Origin of the sequence: Caballeronia hypogeia (assembly GCF_001544875.2) — a bacterium.
Lineage (GTDB): Bacteria > Pseudomonadota > Gammaproteobacteria > Burkholderiales > Burkholderiaceae > Caballeronia > Caballeronia hypogeia.
On record NZ_FCOA02000006.1, the window covers coordinates 68,656 to 87,528 of the forward strand.

14 protein-coding genes are annotated in these 18,873 nt (G+C 63.8%); 5 read left to right on the forward strand and 9 right to left on the reverse strand.

Going from position 1 to position 18,873, the window contains the following annotated elements; genetic code table 11:
• Positions 1-323: 323 nt before the first annotated feature.
• The 5 genes from AWB79_RS12115 to AWB79_RS12135 all read left to right on the forward strand — a co-directional run bounded on the left by AWB79_RS12115 (position 324) and on the right by AWB79_RS12135 (position 8,502).
• Complete coding sequence (locus AWB79_RS12115) at positions 324-3,509, forward strand: efflux RND transporter permease subunit (protein ID WP_061167670.1); 3,186 nt, start codon at positions 324-326, stop codon at positions 3,507-3,509.
• Positions 3,510-3,530: 21 nt separating this feature from the next.
• Positions 3,531-4,772 (forward strand): efflux RND transporter periplasmic adaptor subunit, encoded by a 1,242-nt coding sequence (locus tag AWB79_RS12120; RefSeq protein WP_061167671.1) that lies wholly within the window; start codon positions 3,531-3,533, stop codon positions 4,770-4,772.
• Positions 4,769-6,229 (forward strand): efflux transporter outer membrane subunit, encoded by a 1,461-nt coding sequence (locus AWB79_RS12125; RefSeq protein ID WP_061167672.1) that lies wholly within the window; start codon positions 4,769-4,771, stop codon positions 6,227-6,229. The genes AWB79_RS12120 and AWB79_RS12125 overlap by 4 nt, the downstream gene beginning before the upstream one ends.
• An 87-nt stretch (positions 6,230-6,316) precedes the next feature.
• Positions 6,317-7,030 (forward strand): heavy metal response regulator transcription factor, encoded by a 714-nt coding sequence (locus AWB79_RS12130; protein ID WP_061167673.1) that lies wholly within the window; start codon positions 6,317-6,319, stop codon positions 7,028-7,030.
• The gene (locus AWB79_RS12135; RefSeq protein WP_061167674.1) at positions 7,027-8,502 is read left to right on the forward strand and encodes a heavy metal sensor histidine kinase; all 1,476 of its coding nucleotides are present in this window, start codon (positions 7,027-7,029) and stop codon (positions 8,500-8,502) included. Before AWB79_RS12130 ends, AWB79_RS12135 begins: the two co-directional genes overlap by 4 nt.
• 19 nt (positions 8,503-8,521) lie before the next feature.
• On the opposite strand, the gene AWB79_RS12140 is transcribed toward AWB79_RS12135, so the two are convergent.
• From AWB79_RS12140 to nirB, 9 genes are all read right to left on the reverse strand, one after another.
• Positions 8,522-9,148, reverse strand: a complete 627-nt coding sequence (locus tag AWB79_RS12140) for a hypothetical protein (protein WP_061167675.1) — start codon at positions 9,146-9,148, stop codon at positions 8,522-8,524.
• A 156-nt stretch (positions 9,149-9,304) separates the two neighbouring features.
• The gene (locus AWB79_RS12145; RefSeq protein ID WP_061167676.1) at positions 9,305-10,318 is read right to left on the reverse strand and encodes a hypothetical protein; all 1,014 of its coding nucleotides are present in this window, start codon (positions 10,316-10,318) and stop codon (positions 9,305-9,307) included.
• A gap of 145 nt (positions 10,319-10,463) precedes the next feature.
• On the reverse strand, positions 10,464-10,814 hold the full coding sequence (locus AWB79_RS12150) for a hypothetical protein (RefSeq protein ID WP_061167677.1): 351 nt from the start codon (positions 10,812-10,814) through the stop codon (positions 10,464-10,466).
• 123 nt (positions 10,815-10,937) lie between these two features.
• Positions 10,938-11,288 carry a hypothetical protein gene (locus tag AWB79_RS12155; RefSeq protein ID WP_061167678.1) on the reverse strand — a complete coding sequence of 117 codons (351 nt, stop codon included), beginning with the start codon at positions 11,286-11,288 and terminating at the stop codon, positions 10,938-10,940.
• A gap of 188 nt (positions 11,289-11,476) precedes the next feature.
• A complete protein-coding gene (locus AWB79_RS39455) occupies positions 11,477-11,755 on the reverse strand; it encodes a hypothetical protein (RefSeq protein ID WP_157695756.1) in 279 nt (92 codons plus the stop codon).
• A 183-nt stretch (positions 11,756-11,938) separates the two neighbouring features.
• A complete protein-coding gene (locus tag AWB79_RS12160; RefSeq protein WP_198399016.1) occupies positions 11,939-14,668 on the reverse strand; it encodes a nitrate reductase in 2,730 nt (909 codons plus the stop codon).
• 29 nt (positions 14,669-14,697) lie between these two features.
• On the reverse strand, positions 14,698-15,957 hold the full coding sequence (locus AWB79_RS12165; protein WP_074169364.1) for an NAD(P)/FAD-dependent oxidoreductase: 1,260 nt from the start codon (positions 15,955-15,957) through the stop codon (positions 14,698-14,700).
• A complete protein-coding gene (nirD, locus tag AWB79_RS12170) occupies positions 15,954-16,298 on the reverse strand; it encodes a nitrite reductase small subunit NirD (protein ID WP_061167681.1) in 345 nt (114 codons plus the stop codon). Before nirD ends, AWB79_RS12165 begins: the two co-directional genes overlap by 4 nt.
• Before the next feature lie 26 nt (positions 16,299-16,324).
• Entirely contained in the window at positions 16,325-18,865 is a 2,541-nt protein-coding gene (nirB, locus tag AWB79_RS12175) for a nitrite reductase large subunit NirB (RefSeq protein ID WP_061167682.1), read from the reverse strand.
• Positions 18,866-18,873: the final 8 nt, after the last annotated feature.

Below are 18,873 nucleotides of genomic sequence, written 5' to 3' on the forward strand. Positions count from 1 at the left end.
GCAGGCGTCCATCGCATGCCTGCCGGCTATCCGAACCTTGCTGCCGATGCAAAGCGTTACCCGCGCCCGGGCTCCGCTATTCCCGGCTCGTTCGAGCGAAGCGCACGGTCCTGTCCGCCCGCTTTCGCAAGCTTTCTTTCAAATTACCTAATCTGACAGACGCGCCATATTCACGTCATATTGTCGTTGGCACCCGGCCATTACCATAGCGGCACGGATGGCGAATCGCCTGCCTTGTTCCGTCATTGCGTCCCGCGCGCTGCATTCATCCCTGTAATCGTTGTCTTTGCCGCGCCCTTCCCCAGCATTCTCCGAACGACTCAATGTGGATAGTCAACGTTGCGCTTAAGCGGCCCTACACGTTCATCGTGATGGCCATCATGATTCTGCTGGCAACGCCCTTCGTCCTCTTGACGACGCCAGTCGACGTGCTTCCCGAAATCGATATTCCCGTCGTCAGCATCATCTGGAACTACACGGGCCTCTCCGCGCAGGACATGGCCAATCGCATCACGTCGGTCAACGAGCGCAGCCTCACGACCACGGTGAACAACATCGAGCATATCGAGTCGCAATCGCTGCAAGGCATTGCGATCATCAAGCTGTTCCTGCAGCCCACGGCAAACATCCAGACCGCGATCGCGCAGACGGTGGCCGTCGAGCAGGCGCAGTTGAAGCAGATGCCGCCGGGCGCGACGCCGCCGCTCGTCATCAGCTATTCGGCGTCGAGCATTCCGGTGATCCAGCTCGGTCTTTCGAGCCCGCGCCAGTCCGAACAGGACCTGAACGACACCGCGCTCAACTTCCTGCGCCCGCAACTCGTGACGATTCCCGGCGCGGCCGTGCCCTACCCTTATGGCGGCAAGACACGCCTGATATCGGTCGATCTCGACACGCGCGCGCTGCTCGCCAAGGGCTTGACGCCAACCGATGTCGTGCAGGCCGTGAACGCGCAGAACCTGATCCTGCCCACCGGCACCGCGAAGATCGGCCCGAAGGAATACACGATCAACATGAACGGCTCGCCTACCACCGTGGCGGGCCTCAACGACATTCCGGTGCGCACGATCAATGGCGCGACGACGTACCTGCGCGAAGTCGCGCACGTGCGCGACGGCTTCTCGCCGCAAACCAATATCGTGCGCCAGGACGGACGCCGCGGCGTGCTCATCTCGGTGCTGAAGAACGGCAACGCATCCACGCTCTCCATCGTCAACACGCTGAAGGATCTGCTGCCGCAAGCGCGTGCGTCGCTGCCGCCGGATCTGCATATCAGCGCGCTGTTCGATCAGTCGATCTTCGTGAAGGCTGCCGTGCAGGGCGTGGTGCGCGAGGCGCTGATCGCCGCCGCGCTCACCGCCGCGATGATCCTGCTCTTTCTCGGCAACTGGCGCAGCACCTGCATCATCGCGATCTCGATTCCCCTTTCGATCCTCTCGTCGCTGATCGTGCTGCATGCGCTCGGGCAGACCATCAACATCATGACGCTCGGCGGTCTCGCGCTCGCGGTCGGCATTCTGGTGGACGATGCGACAGTGACGATCGAGAACATCGAGCGCCATCTGCATCTGGGCACGAACCTGCATGACGCGATTCTCGAAGGCGCGGGCGAAATCGCCGTGCCCGCGCTCGTTTCGACCCTGTGCATCTGCATCGTGTTCGTGCCGATGTTCTTCCTCACCGGCGTCGCGCGCTATCTGTTCGTGCCGCTCGCGGAAGCCGTCGTGTTCGCGATGCTCGCGTCGTACATTCTTTCTCGCACGCTGGTGCCCACGCTCGCGATGCTCCTGATGGGTCACGCCCACGCGCCCGAAGCCAAAGCGAAGCCCAATCTCTTCATGCGGCTGCATCACCGTTTCGATCGAGCATTCGAGCGCATGCGCGGCGCGTATATCGTCATTCTGTCGAGTCTGCTCGTGCGCCGGCGCAGGTTCGCCACGCTGTTCCTGGGCTTCTGCCTGCTCTCGGCAGGCCTCGTGTTCGTGCTCGGCGAAGACTTCTTCCCGACTGTCGATGCTGGCGACATCCGCATGCACATGCGCGCGCCGACCGGCACGCGTATCGAGGAAACCGCGCGTCTCGCCGACGAAGTCGAAAAGGTCGTGCGCCAGATCGTGCCGCAGGACGAGCTCGCGACGATCCTCGACAACCTCGGCCTGCCCTACAGCGGCATCAATCTTTCGTACAGCAACGCGGGCACGATCGGCACGCTCGATGGCGATATTCAGGTCGCGCTCAAGCCCGATCACGCGCCGACGCAAAAGTACATCGACGAATTGCGCAGGCTCTTGCCGCAGCGCTTTCCGGGCGTCGAATTCTTCTTCCAGCCGGCGGACATCGTCACGCAGATTTTGAACTTCGGTTTGCCCGCCGCCATCGACGTGCAGATTCAAGGTCAGAACGGACAGCAGAATTTCGAGGTGGCGAGCAAGCTGATGAAGCAGATCCGCCTGATCTCCGGCAATGTCGACACGCACATCCAGCAGAAGCTCGACGAGCCCGCAATCGATTTGCAGATGGATCGCACGCGCCTGCAGCAACTCAATCTCTCGGCGAGCAACGTCGCGCAGAACGTGCTGGTCTCGCTCTCCGGCAGCTCGCAGACGGCGCCCGGATTCTGGTTCAATCCGCGCAACGGCGTGGAATACAACCTCGCGGTGCAGACGCCGCAGTATCAGATCTCATCGATCGACGAGCTCCTGCGCACGCCCGTGTCCGCGTCGAGCAACGGGCCGACGCAACTGCTCGGCAATCTCGTGCGCCTGTCGCCGCAACGTCAGTTCGCGATCGTCACGCACTACAACATCCGGCCCGTCATCGATCTGTTCGTGAGCGTCGAAGGGCGCGATCTCGGCGGCGTGGCGCGGCAAGTGAATCATCTCGTCGACGAAGCGCGCAAGACGCTTCCGCGCGGCAGCCAGATCGTCGTGCGCGGCCAGGTCGAAACCATGCGCACGTCGTTCTTCGGTTTGGGCGTCGGCGTGGCCATGGCGATCGTGCTCGTGTATCTGCTGATCGTCGTGAACTTCCAGTCGTGGGTCGATCCGCTCATCATCGTGAGCGCGCTGCCCGCCGCGCTCGCGGGCATCATCTGGATGCTCTTTCTCACCGGCACGCATCTCTCCGTGCCCGCGTTGACCGGCGCGATCATGACGATGGGCGTGGCCACCGCCAACAGCATTCTGATGGTCTCGTTCGCGCGGCAACGCCTCAACGCCGGCATGCCGCCGCTCACCGCCGCGCTCGAAGCAGGCGCGAGCCGTATCCGTCCCGTGCTGATGACCGCCTTCGCGATGATCATCGGCATGGTTCCGATGGCGCTCGGTCTCGGCGAAGGCGCCGAACAGAACGCGCCGCTCGGCCGCGCCGTGATCGGCGGCCTGTTGTTCGCCACGGTTTCCACGCTCTTTTTCGTGCCGCTCGTCTTCGCGGGCATTCATGCGCGTCTCGCGCGTCGCGCCGCGCGCAAGAACCCGTCGCCAGATGACGGCCAAAACGGACAACACTGACACCACCGCATCCCGACGAACATGACAGAAAAGAATCACGCATCGCTTGCGATTCCCGCTCGCGACCCGAACGAAGGGCCCGCGCTGCCGCCACGCCAAGTCGAATGGAAGCGCGCGAAGATCGCGCTCGTCATCGTGCTTGCGCTGCTCGCGATCGGCGCGACGCGCACAGTGGTCACCGACGTGCTGCACAGCCGCTCCATCGCGGCACGCACGCAGCAAAACGCGCAGCAGTATGTGAACGTCGTGCTGCCGAAGCAAAGCGATGGCGGCGCTGAAACCACCTTGCCCGGCACGCTGCGCGGCTTCGTCGAATCGCCGATCTATGCGCGCGCAACGGGTTATCTGCTGCACTGGTATGTCGATATCGGCGCGCGCGTGAAACAAGGCCAGTTGCTCGCCGACCTCGACACGCCCGAGATCGATCAGGAGCTCGCGCAGGCCGTTGCGCAACGCGACCAGACCGCATCGAGCCTGGGTCTCGCCAAGAGCTCGCTCGAACGCTGGCAGCAACTGCGTCAGCGTGATGCGGTCTCGCAGCAGGAACTCGACGAACGTCAGAGCACCTACAACCAGGACGTCGCGAACCTCGCCGCCGCCGACGCCAACGTGAAGCGGCTGCGTCAGCTCGAATCGTTCAAGCGCATCGTCGCGCCCTTCGCGGGCGTGGTCACTCAACGCAATGTCGATGTGGGCGATCTCATTGATGCGGGCAGCGGCACGAGCCGCGCGCTGTTCGCGCTCGCTCAGTCCGATCCATTGCGCGTGTTCGTGCAGATGCCGCAGGCGTATGCGCAGAACGTGAAGGTCGGACAGGACGTGACGGTCACGCAAGCGGAGTTGCCGGGCGAGCAGTTCCATGGCCAGATCACACATGTTTCCGGCGCGATCGACGTGCCCACGCGTTCGCTGCAGATCGAAGTGAGGCTGCCGAATCCCGATGGCCGCCTGCGTCCCGGCGCGTATGTGCAGGTCGCGTTGCCGGGCGCCGCGCACGCGCGCATGCTCGTGCCCGGCAACGCGTTGCTGTTCCGCGCGGAAGGCCCGCGCCTCGCGGTCGTCGATGCGAACGGACAGGTGCATCTGCACAAGATCGTCATAGCGCAGGACCTCGGGCAATCGCTCGAAGTGGAGAGCGGCATCGAGCCGACCGACAAGGTCATCATCAACCCGAGCGATTCGATCGCGGACGGCGATCATGTCGTGATCGCCCCGCAGCAGAAGCCGCAGCAGAGCGCATCGGGCGCACAGGCCGCATCATGAAGGCCGCACCTTGCCTGATCCTCGTGTCGATGCTCGCGGCGTGCACGGTCGGTCCCGACTACCGTCGTCCGCTCGCCGAAACGCCGCCGGCATGGAAGACCGATTCGTACTGGCGCCTGGGCGAGCCGTCGCATGCACCGCTCGCGCTCGACTGGTGGCAGCATTTCGACGATCCGACCTTGAACACGCTCGAAACGCAGGCGCTCGCGCAGAACCAGACGCTCACGGCCGCGAGCGCGCACTATGCGCAGGCGCAAGCGACGCTCGCGCAAACTTCGGCGCTCGGTCTGCCCGAAGTCGATCTCGGCGCAAACGCATCGCGCTCGCGCATCTCGAAGAATCGTCCCGCCAACACTTACTCGACGCCCAACAGCTCTACGGTGCAGAACGACCTGAAGCTCGCGCCGACCGTCAATTACGACGTCGATCTGTTCGGACGCATTCGCCGCGAAGTGGAAAGCGCGCATGCGTCGGCGGATCAGTCACGCGACGATCTCGCCAATGCGCGCCTCGTGCTGACGACCGATCTCGCCAGCGACTACTTCTCGATGCGCGAGCTCGACGCGGAGATCGACGTGCTGAACCGCTCAGTCGATCTGCAAAAGAAGGCGCTCGATTACGTGCAGGCGCAACACGATCTCGGCGCGGTGTCCGGCCTCGATGTATTGCAGCAGCAGGCGCTGCTCGATCAGACGCGCGTGCAGGCGCAATTGCTCGTGAACCAGCGCGAGCAGTTCGAGCATGCGATCGCCGCGCTCGTCGGCACGCCCGCGCCGCAATTTTCGATCGCGCCCGATCTGGCCGAACGTCCGCTTCCGCCGATTCCGCTTGGCATGCCGAGCGACGTGCTGCAGCGCCGTCCCGATGTGGCCTCCGCCGAACGCGCGATGGCTGCGGCCAATGCGCAGATCGGCGTCGCGAAGGCCGCGTTCTTTCCGAGCCTCACGCTGAACGGCACCATCGGCTGGGAAAGCACTGCGTTTTCAAGCCTGATTTCCGCGCCGAGTCTCTTGTGGACGTTCGGCACGATGGCAAGCCAGGTCATATTCGATGGCGGACGGCGCGCGGCCGGCGTCGATTTCGCCAATCAGGGCTATGTCGCGGCGGTGGCGAACTATCGGCAGACCGTGCTCGGCGCGTTTCAGCAAGTGCAGGACGGCATCGTCGGCCTGTCGGTGCTGGACGGCGCGGCGAAACAGTCGCATGCGGCCGTCGTCGATGCGCAACGTCTGCTATCGCTCGCGAACGATCGTTACTCGGGCGGACTCGTCGCCTATCTCGACGTGATCACCGCACAGCAGCAATTGCTGACGAGCGAGCGCCAGGACGTGCAGATTCGCGGCCAGCAACGGACAGTCTCCGTGGCGCTCGTGAAGGCGTTGGGCGGCGGCTGGGACGCAAATGACGCGGCGCATGACGATCAGAAAGTCGCGAACGCAACTCAAGCTGTTCAATAGAAACGTACGCAAGATGCCCGCGAGGCTTCTATAGTTAGCAGTGAGACAATACGGTAAACACACACTGAACGCGCACAGGTGCCAGGCATGAAAGTCCTGATAGTCGAAGACGAACACAAGGTGGTGGATTACTTGCGCTCGGGTCTCACCGAGCAAGGCTGGGTCGTCGATGTCGCGATGGACGGCGAGGAAGGCACGCATCTCGCGATCGAGTACGACTACGACGTGATCGTGCTCGACGTGATGCTGCCGCGCCGCGACGGCTTCGCGGTACTGAAGGCGTTGCGCATGCAGAAGTCGACGCCGGTCATCATGCTGACGGCGCGCGACCACATCAACGATCGCGTGCGCGGCCTGCGCGAAGGCGCGGACGATTATCTGACGAAACCCTTCTCCTTTCTCGAACTCGTCGAACGATTGCACGCGCTCGCGCGACGCACGCGCGCGCAGGAATCCACGCTCATTTCCGTGGGCGATCTCTATGTCGATCTGATCGGCCGGCGCGCGACACGCGACGGCGTGCGGCTCGATCTCACCGCGAAGGAATTCCAACTGCTCTCGGTGCTCGCGCGCCGTCATGGCGACATTCTGTCGAAGACGGCGATCACCGAACTCGTCTGGGAAGTCGATTTCGAGAGTCACACCAACGTCGTCGAAACGGCGATCAAGCGGCTGCGCGCAAAACTCGACGGACCGTTCCGCACCAAGCTGCTGCACACCGTGCGCGGCATGGGCTATGTGCTCGAAGTGCGTGAAGCTCGCGACATGCGCGAAGCAAGGGAAGACGCGAGACCATCATGAACACGCAGTGGGCATCGATGCAGGAAGGGCCGCGCGCGCAGCGCTCCATCTCACGGCGTCTTGCCGTGATGTTCGCGCTCGTCGCCTTGTTCGTGTTTGCGCTCGTCGGCTCGGGGCTTTTTCTCGTGCTGCGCGTGCAGCTCGAACAACACTTGCGCGACTCGCTCGACAATCGCGCGGAGATCGCGCGGCTCATCGTCACGCATGTGTCGAACCCGGACAAATGGAAGATCGCGAAAGAGAAGCTCGCGGACATCACGCCGCGCGACGGCTCCACGCTCTTCGCGGTATCCAGCAACGACTCGCGCTATGAATACGGGTCGCCACCCGCGGGCCGCGTCGTGCGTCAGGTGATGGGCGGCTACGTGCGCTTCAGGCCGCAAGACCGCGCCTACGACATGCTGCTGACCACGCTGACCATTCCGCCCAATGCGGATCGTCCGCCGCTGCAACTGTTCGTCGCGATCGACTGCTCGCCGAACGTGCACACGATGCGCGCCTTCGGTCTCGCGCTCGCGTCGTTGATGGCGCTCGCCACCGTCGCCGTGCTGCTGCTGAGTTATTCGGTCGCGCGGCTCGGTCTCGCGCCGCTCACGCGACTCACGCGCGACGCGCAGAAGCTGAGTCCGAACAATCGCTCGCAGCGTCTCGACACGCGCTCTCTGCCGATGGAGCTCGAAGATCTCGCGAAGTCCTTCAACGGCGCGCTGGAACGGCTCGATCACGCGTATGGAAGGCTCGAATCGTTCAACGCCGATGTCGCGCACGAGTTGCGCACGCCGGTCACGATCCTGATCGGTCAAACGGAAGTCGCGTTGACGCGTGACCGTTCCATCGAAGAACTGCGTCATACGCTGCAGTCGAATCTCGAAGAGTTCGAGCGCGTGCGCGCGATCATCAACGACATGCTGTTTCTCGCGCGCGCCGATCAGGGCGAGCGCGCGACGGGGCTCGTCGAAGTGTCGCTCGCGGCGGAGGTCAATCGCACGCTTGAGTTTCTGGAAATCCCGCTGGAAGAAGCGCAGGTCCGGGCCGTGGCCACCGGCGACGCACGCGCTTTCGTCAATACTTCGCTGTTCGGGCGCGCGCTGTCCAACCTCGTGATGAACGCGATTCAGCATTGCACGCCTGGCGCGACGATCGCTGTATCGATCATGCGCGAGCACGGGCGCGTGCGCATCGCGGTGGCGAATCCGGGCGAATCGATCCAGCCGCACGTGATGGAGCATCTGTTCGACCGCTTCTATCGCGCGGAGAGCTCACGCACCAATAGCCGCGAGAATCATGGCCTGGGACTCGCCATCGTCAAGGCGGTGGCGGAGATGCATCGCGGCACGGTGTCCGCGACGAGCGCGAACGGCGTCAACACGTTCTCGTTCTCGGTCGCGCGCTTCGGTAACGAAACGCGCGTCGCGCAAGAGCTTGCATTGCCGGTGCCGCCGGTAGCCGAAACGAAGTCGGCGGCAACGTGAGCACACGCCTGAACGCGCCTCACTGACAGATATATTCGTCCGATGCCGCCATCGGCGCCTCGGGCGTCGCCGGCTTGAAGTGACTGTACTTGCGATAGGTTTTGCCGTTCACCGTCACCGATTCGGCCGCTTCGGTCTCGCCCGAGCTCGATGCGATCGCGCTGCTATGCGCTTCGACCTTGCTGTTGCTCCATGCGCTCGCCTTCGCATACGAGCCGCCTTTGGACGTATCCGTCTTGCTCGTTGCCGTGATCGCGCTCGTCACCGGATTGCCGAAGCCCTCCGTATCGACAGACGATTTCGGCGGTACGTAACCCCATTTCGACGTGACCGCGCTCATGTCGATTTCCTGCGGCTTCCAGCCGATCACCTTCGCGCCGATCGTGAGCGGCGAGAGTTCGAGCGCGACGATCTGCGTGCCGCGCCGCGCGACCAGCAAGCACTTGCCACCCGATGTCTGCAACGGCACGTAGCCGCTAGACGGCAACAGCGCCAGCGCCTGCGCATTGGGCATCGCCTGCAGGCCGGCCGGACTTGCGGCCCATACGACGCCTGCGCTCGCGTCGGCGCGCGCGGCCGTCGACATCATCGCGGCCATCGCGCTCGCAGCCAGCACTGCGGCGGCCGCCTTCATCTGACTCTTCATCGCATGCCTCAGCGGGAAAAAGCGAAGCGGGAAAAACGAGGGTTGACTCTCCGGGACCATATGAAGCGAGCCAACCCCGAAAGGGAGAGACGGCCCGATTGCTCAGGCGCGTCTCCTCTGCTCCAGAGCGCTAGTGCGCCGCTGGATTCTGCTTCCTCACTTCACCAGCGAGACTTCGATCTTTTCGCCGATCGGCGCGCTCGCCACTTCGACGTCCGCGTCCTGATCGTACGCGCGTGCGGCGACCGGCGCTTGCGGCGCCACGGCTGCGGGCGCGGGTTGCGCGTTCTGTTTGGCCGAGGTCGCTTCCGGCTGGATCGCGGGCGGCTCCTGGGTCTTCATGCTGACCTCGGGATTGTTCGCCGTCGTGACCGGCAGGCCGAGGCGCGCGCGGATCAGCGGATCGCGAAACTTCTCGTCATCCGAGAGCACCGCGTCTTCGCCCGTCTTCACGAGCGGCTTGGTCGTGCCCGGGCACAGATGGCCGGTCGCTTCGACGGCGCGCCGGTTCGCTTCGCTCTGGCACAGCAGCGCCAGCGCCACATCGGTCAGACCCATCGCGCGGAATTCGCGGGCATCGAGACGGCGCACGCAAGCCTGATCGACGAGCGTCGTGCCGCCGGTCGCGCCGAAGCCGGTGATCGACAGGCCGAAGCTCGCGGAGCCCATACAGGTGTCGGAGAGCGTCGTGGTCAGCGAGGGCGCGGCGATGGCCGGCGTCGTGCGTACCGAGTACGAACTCTGGTTGTAATCCACCGTCGTGCGCGTGTCGAAGGCGCTGGAGCCGGGGGTCGAAGCCTTGCCGGTCGCATCGGTGCCGGTGGACGAACCGGTGGTGCCGTTGGACGCTGCACCCGTGCTGGCGGTCGTGAGCGCCGGCATCGTCAGCGAGATATTCACGTTCGAGTTACCGCCGGACGCCGAGGAGCGGCCGCCGTTCGCGGTCGCCACGCCCAGGCCGCCCACCGACGAGGAATTGGAGCTGGTGTTGGCCGTCGAGTTCGCCGACGTGCCGATGTTGTTCAGGCTCGAGCCGCCGCCCTGCCCGATACCCGTGGACGTGGAACCCGATACCGAGCCCGACGACGAGTTTGCCGTGGTGTCGGCGTGCGCCAGTTGCGCGGCGCAAAACAGAACGGCACATGCGATTTGCAAAGTGGTCTTGTGCATTATGGTTCTCCGGAATTTAAGGGGAGCGTCACGGCGCATGACGGTCCCGGCACGACTTAGAGTTCTTATAGGATTCGGCAAAGGCGGTGCCGCTCAGGCCCATGGCTCGTTCCGACGCCGCCCCTGCCCTGGCTCATCGGCCGGTTTAACGCCAGCCGGCGCCGAGACGGCTCCATGCGTTCGCTGCAGCGTCGGCGCCCGAGATGCCGCCTGCTTGCGCGGTGCCGTGGCCGAAGCCGCTGACGTTCGACGTGTTGCTGTGGCTCGACGTCGCGTTCGTGAAGTTGCCCGTTGTGCCGAACAGGCTGCCTGCGCCCGCTTGCGCGTTGGCGTTGGCCGTGCCGTAGTCCGTCGCGGTGAAGTGACCGAAGCCCGAAACCGAAGCGGACGTGGCGCCGCCCGAGCTCGACGTGGAGCTGGAGTTCGTGCCCGATGCGGCCATCGCGCCGACGGAGACGAACGAGAGCAGTGCTGCAGCGATCAGAGTGCGTTTCATTTTTTGCATTCCTTATCGATTGGCAAAGATTGGATTTCAGTTTTTTGTGTCACTAACTACGAAAGCCAGTTATCGGAGAGCGAACCCGCGTCGCAGCGAAGTCCGCCGTCCGTGACCGGTGGCTTAGCGCCAGCCGCCGCCGAGCTTGCTCCAGGCGTTGGCTGCGGCGTCGGCACCCGAGATGCCCGTCGCTGCCGCGCCGCCGAAGCCCTTGCCGCTCACGGACGTCGTGTTGATATGGCCGGTCGTCGCGTTGGTCGTGTTGCCCGTCGTGCCGAAGCCCTGGCCTGCCGTCGCCGATGCGTGGCCGTTGGCGATGCCTGCGTTGGTCGCGGTGAACGAACCGAAGCCGATGACGGCCGCGGCGGACTGGCCGCCCGAGGTCGAGCTCGAGCTGGAGTTCGTGCCCGTTGCGAAAGCAGCGGCGGAAACGAGCGAGAGGACGGCGGCTGCTGCGATCAGTTTGCGTTGCATGGTGAGTCTCCAAGTGTAGGCGCACGGAAATATCCAGCCACATCGACGCCGATATGTAGCAGGAACAGCAATGAAGCATTTAGTTAGCAATCCTTCTTTCCAGACTTGTTCGAATATCGCCAGAATGAACGGAAGCGAATTTCAGCAGGTCTGGAAGTCGGGAAGCGCCGCAGCGCCAGCTAACAGGATCAGAAAGGGGGCAAAGCCGTAACGTCGCGGTCTTCGGTCAAACGAAGCCGTCGTTCGTGCATGAATGCGATGCTGGATAGAGTCGGGCTCTCGGTTCCCGTCGAACGGATCACGGCGCTGAGGCCATCCGTTCCGTCGATTTGTTTTGCGTTCTTCTTCATCGCAATCCCCGTATCATCTTTTTTGATGTTCTCAGGCGTTTTGATATTTGCTGAGTGCCTGTGTTTTGAGGTGACTGTACGGAAGTTGAAACGCGGCAAGCGTGGGAAATCCAACACTTGGCCTTCATGTCATTCAAATTCGCGAAAAACTTGGTTGGCCAGCGCTCATTGACCGGGTACGATCGGCCGAAAACGCCCTGTTTGCGAGGGTTTCCACGGACGCACGCCGCCGGTGCACGGCCTGAAGCATGAAAAACGCGGGCGTCTGGCGCCCGCGTTCGTGCGATGGAACACACACGTTCAGACGGTGCTCAGGCGCGCCATTTCCGTTTCGACGATCAGCTTCTTAAGCTCCGGCACGCATGATCCGCAGTTGCCGCCCGCCTTCACGCAAGCCGTGACTTCGGCCGCGGTCTTGAGGCCCTTGTCGCGGATCGCGTTGCAGATGGTGTTGCGCCCGACGCCGAAGCACGAGCACACGGTCGGTCCGGTGTCCTCGCCCCTGATCGCCGGCTGCCCGAGCAACAGGCTCGCGCGGTCCTCGTCTTCGAGTCGCGCCTTTTCGAAGAGGCTCGCAAGCCACGCGCGCGCGGGCAGATCCGGGCGCTCCGAAATGAACACGCAACTCTCGATGCGGTCATCGACCACATGCGCCGCGCGATACACGCCCGCGCTCTTGTCTTCGTATTCGATCCAGTCCGCATCGCGATCGGCGACGTGAAACAGCGCGCGCGCCCAGTCGTGATGATCGCCATGCGCGGTATCGAAGCGATTGCGTCCGGCCAATTCGTAACGCACGAAGCGCGAGCCGTGCACACGCGTCCAGTGCGTCACCATGTCGAGCGCGGGCACGCCGCGCGACAACGAGAAGCCGTGCCACGTGACGTGAAACTTCTCGATCGAAACCGGCGTGTGCTTGAATTCCGGCTCGCCCGACACCGGATCGACCACAGGATTCACCACCGCGCCGACGCGCGCATCGGAGGCCACCTGGTCGTTCCAGTGAATCGGCACGAACACGCTGCCGCGCGGCATGCCGCCGCCGTGCTGCACGCGCGCGATCATCGAGCCCCAGCGGCTCGATATGCGCGCAAGCTCGCCTTCGCGCACGCCGCAAGCAAGCGCGTCCTGCGGATGCATGTCGATGAACGATTCGCTGATATGCCCCGCCAGCTTCGCGGAACGGCCCGTGCGCGTCATCGTGTGCCACTGGTCGCGTACGCGGCCCGTGTTGAGCACCAGCGGATAGTCGTCGTCGGGCGTGTTGACCGGATCGCGCGGCGGCGTGGCGACGAAGCGCGCGCGGCCGTCCGCGTGACTGAAGCGGCCATCGTCGAAAAGCCGCGCGACGGCTTGCCGCGTCGCTGCGCGCAACGGCCACTGCACCGGCTCGAACGCATCGTATTGCGCGCGATTCATGCCGGCGAGGCCGCCGATATCGAACACGCGATACACGCCGGATTGCGCGTCGTTGCGATACGCCGAAAGCCGCGCGTGCTCATCGAAAATCTCATGCGGGCCCGCGAAATCGAAGCCATCGAAACCCATGCGGCGCGCCACTTCGCAGATGATGCGCCAGTCCGCGCGCGCCTTGCCCGGCGCAGGAATGAACGCGCGCTGACGCGAGATGCGGCGCTCCGAGTTCGTCACCGTGCCGTCCTTCTCGCCCCAGCCGAGCGCAGGCAGGAGCACGTCGGCGTGCGCGTTCGTATCCGTCTTTTCGATGATGTCCGAGCTCACCACGAGTTCGCACTTGTCGAGCGCGCGCTTCACGCGATCGCCGTCGGGCAGGCTCACCACCGGATTCGTGCCCATGATCCACACGGCCTTCACGCGCCCCCCTTCGATCGCATCGAAGAGTTCGACGGCCTTCAGTCCCGCACGCTGCGCGATTTCAGGCGAGTTCCAGAACGTCTGCACGATCTCGCCATGCAGCGGATCGCCAAATTCCATATGCGCGGCGAGCGTGTTGGCGAGGCCGCCGACCTCGCGTCCGCCCATCGCGTTCGGTTGACCCGTGAACGAAAACGGCCCCATGCCCGGCTTGCCGATGCGTCCCGTCAGCAGATGACAGTTGATGATGCTGTTGACCTTGTCGGTGCCCGCGCTCGACTGGTTCACGCCCTGCGAGTAGACCGTCACCACGCGTTCGGTGCGCGCGAACAGGCGATAGAACTCCATCAGATCGTGCTGATCGAGCTTGCAGTCCTTCGCCGTCTGCGCATGATTCGAAGGCCCTGCCGCTGCGAGCGCCGCATCGAAGCCATTCGTGTGCGCGTCGACGAAAGCGGCATCGGTGGCGCCGTGTTCCGCGAGAAACGCAAGCAGACCATTGAAGAGACGCACGTCGCTGCCCGGCTTCAAAGGCAGATGCAGATCCGCCATTTCGCACGTCGCGGTATAGCGCGGATCGATCACGACGATCTTCATCTCCGGCCGCTTCTCCTTCATCTTCATCATGCGTTGAAAGAGAATCGGATGACACCATGCCGTGTTCGAGCCGACGAGCACGACCATGTCCGCGAGTTCGAGATCCTCGTAGTTCATCGGCACGAGATCTTCGCCGAACGCGCGCTTGTGCCCCGCCACCGACGACGACATGCACAGCCGCGAATTCGTATCGATGTTCGCGCTGCCGATATAGCCCTTCATCAGCTTGTTCGCGACGTAATAGTCCTCGGTCAGCAACTGCCCCGATACATAGAACGCCACCGCATCCGGGCCATGCTCCGCGATGATGCGCGAAAAGCCGCTAGCCACCGTGCCGATCGCATCGGACCACGTTGCATCGGTGAGTGCGCCCGTGTGACGGTCGCGCAGTTTGGGATTGAGCAGGCGCCCTTCGAGCCCGACCGTTTCGCCGAGCGCCGAGCCTTTCACACACAGGCGTCCGAAGTTCGACGGATGCGCTTCATCGCCCGCGATCGCGACTTCGATCGAGCTCTTCGGTGTTGCCTGAACACCGCAGCCGACGCCGCAATAAGGGCATGTGGTTTTGACCGACGCAGCTTGAATGGGGATGATGGGCATGCTCACGTTCGAATTCCTCGGCCTTTGTTTCAGGCTTCACAAAGCGTCTTGCCAAAAAGAAGCTTGCCGCGCAGATGCGATACGTCCGTGCGGCTTTGAATCAGATCGAAATACCAGCCGCCGTCCTTTACGTCGCCGTACAGCACCGCGCCGATCACGCGCCCCGCCTGCAGCACGAGACGCTTGTAGACACCGCGACGCGGATCGCGCAGCACGAGGTCTTCGCTATCGTCGCCGCCGATGAAATCGCCCGCGGAATAAAGATCGACGCCGGTCACCTTGAGCTTGGTCGCGGTCGCGCTCTGCACATAACGCCGATGCCCCGCGCCCGCGAGATGCGCGCCCGCCACGCGCGCCTGATCCCAGATCGGCGCGACGAGACCGAAGGTCGCCGAACGATGCTGCACGCATTCGCCCACCGCATAGACGCGCGGATCGAAGGTCTGCAGCGTGTCGTCGACGACGATCGCGCGCTCGCAATGCAACCCGGCTTCTTTCGCGAGCGCGATGTTGGGCCGCACGCCCGCCGTCATCACGACGAGGTCGGCGTCGATCTGCGTGCCATCGGCGAAACGCACTGCGCGCACGCGATCCTCGCCGATGATCTCGGTGGTCTGCGCAGCCATCGCGAAACGCAGACCCTTTGCTTCGAGCGAGCGCTTGAGCAACGCGGAGGCGGTGGCGTCGAGCTGGCGATCCATGAGGCTGTCGGTCGCATGCACGACCGTCACCGACATGCCCTGCCGCTGCAATCCGTTCGCCGCTTCGAGCCCGAGCAGACCGCCGCCGATGATCACCGCATGACGATGATCGCGCGCGGCGTCGAGCATGGTCTCGACGTCCTGGATGTCGCGAAACGCGATCACGCCCGGCAGCTCGCAACCCGGCACCGGAATGATGAAAGGCTTCGAGCCGGTCGCGATCAGCAAACGGTCGTAACGCGCCTCGACGCCCTTCTCCGAACGCACGATGCGCCGCGCGCGATCGATCTGCGTCACGGCATCGCCCGCATGTAGCGTGATGCCGTTCGCCTCGTACCACTCGCGCGTGTTGAGAATGATGTCGTCGACGCTCTTCTCGCCCGCGAGCACCGGCGACAGCAAAATGCGGTTGTAGTTGCCGTACGGCTCGGCGCCGAACACGGTGATGTCATACAGGCCGGGCGCGATCTTCAGCAGCTCCTCGACCGTGCGCATGCCCGCCATACCGTTGCCGATCACGACGAGGCGTTGACGTGGCGCGGCATCGGTCAGCGCGGCATGGCCCGCAACCGCATATTCGGTTTTCATGCGGCGACCCACACCTTGCCGCCCGCGACCTTCACGCGATACGCGCTCACCGAATACTCCGGCGTTTCGAGGCATTCGCCGGTGCGCAGATCGAAGTGCTGCTTGTAGATGGGCGATGCGACCACGATGCGCTCGCCCAGACTGCCGACGATACCGCGCGACAGCACCGCTGCCTGCGAATGCGGATCGTAGTTGTCGATCGCGTACACGGTCGCGTCTTCCCCGCCGAGATGAAACACGGCGACTTGCGCGCCCTTCACGAGTGCGCAGACGCCCGTATCCGGCACGATGTCGTCCAGTTCACAAACGGCGGTCCAGTCCTGTTCGATGCGGTCGTTCATGATGTGCTCCTTGTATTGACGATGAATCAGACGGTTTCGACTACGACGGGGATATCGTTCAGCTTCGACTTGCGTTCCTCGACTGTCGCGGGGCGAATCTGGCCGCGCTCCTCGACGAAGGTCACGTTCGCATCGCCCTGTTCGCTGTTGACGAAGTGACGGAAGCGCTTGCGCGTGTGCGGATCGGTGACCGCCTTCTTCCACTCGTCCTCGTAGGTATCGACGACGAGCTGCATTTCCGCTTCGAGTTCGGCGGCAATATCGAGTTTGTCGTTGATGACGACATCGATCAGATAATCGAGGCCGCCTTCGAGGTTGTCGCGCCATACGCTCGTGCGTTGCAGGCGGTCCGCCGTACGCACGTAGAACATCAGGAAGCGGTCGATGTAGCGCACGAGCGTGTCGTGGTCGAGATCGGATGCGATCAGTTCCGCGTGGCGCGGCTTCATGCCGCCGTTGCCGCACACGTACAGATTCCAGCCCTTCTCCGTGGCGATGACGCCGACGTCCTTGCCTTGCGCCTCGGCGCATTCGCGCGTGCAGCCCGACACGCCGAACTTGATCTTGTGCGGCGTGCGCAAACCCTTGTAGCGGTTCTCCAGCTCGATCGCGAGACCCACCGAATCGCCGACGCCATAGCGGCACCACGTCGAACCGACGCACGACTTCACCGTGCGCAAAGCCTTGCCATAGGCATGCCCCGATTCGAAGCCCGCATCGATCAGCTCTTCCCAGATGAACGGCAACTGCTCGACGCGCGCGCCGAACATATCGACGCGCTGGCCGCCCGTGATCTTCGTATAGAGGCCGTACTTCTTCGCGACCTGGCCGACGGCGATCAGGCCATCGGGCGTCACTTCGCCGCCCGGCATGCGCGGCACGACGCTATACGTGCCGTCGCGCTGAATGTTGGCGAGGTAATAATCGTTCGAATCCTGCAGGCTCGCGTGCTCTTTCTTCAGGACGAACTCGTTCCAGCACGACGCGAGAATGCTCGCGACGGCAGGCTTGCAGACATCGCAGCCGCGCCCGTTGCCGTGCTTCGCGAGCAGCGAACCGAACGTGCGATGCCCTTCAACACGCGCGATGTGATACAGCTCCTGCCGCGAATACGGGAAGTGCTCGCACAGATGATTGTTGACGGCGAGACCCTGTCTCTTCATCTCCGACTTCATCACCTGCGTGACGAGCGGCACGCAGCCGCCGCACGATGCGCCCGCCTTGCACGACGCCTTGATCGCGCCGATGCTGGTCGAGCCCGCGCACACCGCCGCGCAGATTTCCGCCTTGCTCACGTTGTTGCAGGAGCAGATCTGCGCGCCATCGGGCAAGGCTTCGACGCCCAGCGCGGGCTTTGCTCGGCCGTCGCTCGAAGGCAGGATCAGGAACTCGGGCGCCTCGGGCAGCTCGATTCTGTTCAGCATCATCTGCAGCAGCGTGCCGTATTCGGCGGCGTCGCCGACCATCACGCCGCCCAGCAGGAACTTGCCGCAATCGGAGACGACGATCTTCTTGTAGACCTGCTTGCGCTCGTCGCTGTACTGATACGTTCGGCTGCCGGGCGTCTTGCCGTGCGCATCGCCGATGCTCGCGACATCCACACCCATCAGCTTGAGCTTGGTGCTCATGTCCGCGCCCGCGAACGCCGCTTCCTCTCCGATGATCTGCTTCGCGACGATGCGCGCCATGTCGTAACCCGGCGCGACCAGACCGAACAACTGACCTTGCCACAGCGCGCATTCGCCGATCGCGAAGATATGCTCGTCGTTCGTGCGACAGGCGTCGTCGATCACGATACCGCCGCGCGCGCCGATCGAAAGACCGGCCGCGCGCGCGATATCGTCGCGCGGACGAATGCCTGCGGAGAACACGATCATGTCGGTGTCGAGATGCGTGTCGTCCGCGAAGTTCATGCGGTTCGCGCAGCCTTCGCCCTCGACGATCGCGAGCGTGTTCTTGCCCGTGTGCACCGTCACGCCGAGTTCCTCGATCTTGCCGCGCAGCACGCGGCCGCCGCCATCGTCGACCTGCACGGCCATCAGGCGCGGCGCGAATTCGACCACGTGCGTCTGCACGCCGAGATCGCACAACGCCTTCGCGGCTTCGAGACCGAGCAGACCGCCGCCGACGACCGTGCCCACTTTCGAATGCGCGGCGAAGGCCTGCATCGCTTCGAGATCCTCGATCGTGCGATACACGAAGCAGCCCGCGCGATCGCGGCCTTCCACCGGCGGCACGAACGGATACGAGCCCGTCGCGAGCACGAGCTTGTCGTAGGCGAACACATCGCCGTTCGATGCCGTGACCGTTTGCGCCGCGCGATCGATTGACACTGCGCGTGCGTTGAGCTTCAGCGCATAGCCCGAGCGCTCGAAAAAGCCTTCCTGCACGAGCGAAAGATCGTCCGCGCTCTTGCCCGTGAAGAATTCCGTGAGATGCACGCGATCATAAGCGGCGCGCGGTTCTTCGCAGAGCACGGTGACATCGAAGGTCTCGTTGCCACTCTCGGCGAGACATTCGAGGAACTTGTGGCCGACCATGCCGTGACCGATGACGACGATTTTCATGACGGAGA

Coding starts and splice junctions, on each gene's coding strand:
- AWB79_RS12115 (WP_061167670.1), top strand. CDS start 324: ATGTGGATAGTCAACGTTGCGCTTAAGCGGCCCTACACGTTCATCGTG.
- AWB79_RS12120 (WP_061167671.1), top strand. CDS start 3,531: ATGACAGAAAAGAATCACGCATCGCTTGCGATTCCCGCTCGCGACCCG.
- AWB79_RS12125 (WP_061167672.1), top strand. CDS start 4,769: ATGAAGGCCGCACCTTGCCTGATCCTCGTGTCGATGCTCGCGGCGTGC.
- AWB79_RS12130 (WP_061167673.1), top strand. CDS start 6,317: ATGAAAGTCCTGATAGTCGAAGACGAACACAAGGTGGTGGATTACTTG.
- AWB79_RS12135 (WP_061167674.1), top strand. CDS start 7,027: ATGAACACGCAGTGGGCATCGATGCAGGAAGGGCCGCGCGCGCAGCGC.
- AWB79_RS12140 (WP_061167675.1), bottom strand. CDS start 9,148: ATGAAGAGTCAGATGAAGGCGGCCGCCGCAGTGCTGGCTGCGAGCGCG.
- AWB79_RS12145 (WP_061167676.1), bottom strand. CDS start 10,318: ATGCACAAGACCACTTTGCAAATCGCATGTGCCGTTCTGTTTTGCGCC.
- AWB79_RS12150 (WP_061167677.1), bottom strand. CDS start 10,814: ATGAAACGCACTCTGATCGCTGCAGCACTGCTCTCGTTCGTCTCCGTC.
- AWB79_RS12155 (WP_061167678.1), bottom strand. CDS start 11,288: ATGCAACGCAAACTGATCGCAGCAGCCGCCGTCCTCTCGCTCGTTTCC.
- AWB79_RS12160 (WP_198399016.1), bottom strand. CDS start 14,668: ATGCCCATCATCCCCATTCAAGCTGCGTCGGTCAAAACCACATGCCCT.
- AWB79_RS12165 (WP_074169364.1), bottom strand. CDS start 15,957: ATGAAAACCGAATATGCGGTTGCGGGCCATGCCGCGCTGACCGATGCC.
- nirD (WP_061167681.1), bottom strand. CDS start 16,298: ATGAACGACCGCATCGAACAGGACTGGACCGCCGTTTGTGAACTGGAC.
- nirB (WP_061167682.1), bottom strand. CDS start 18,865: ATGAAAATCGTCGTCATCGGTCACGGCATGGTCGGCCACAAGTTCCTC.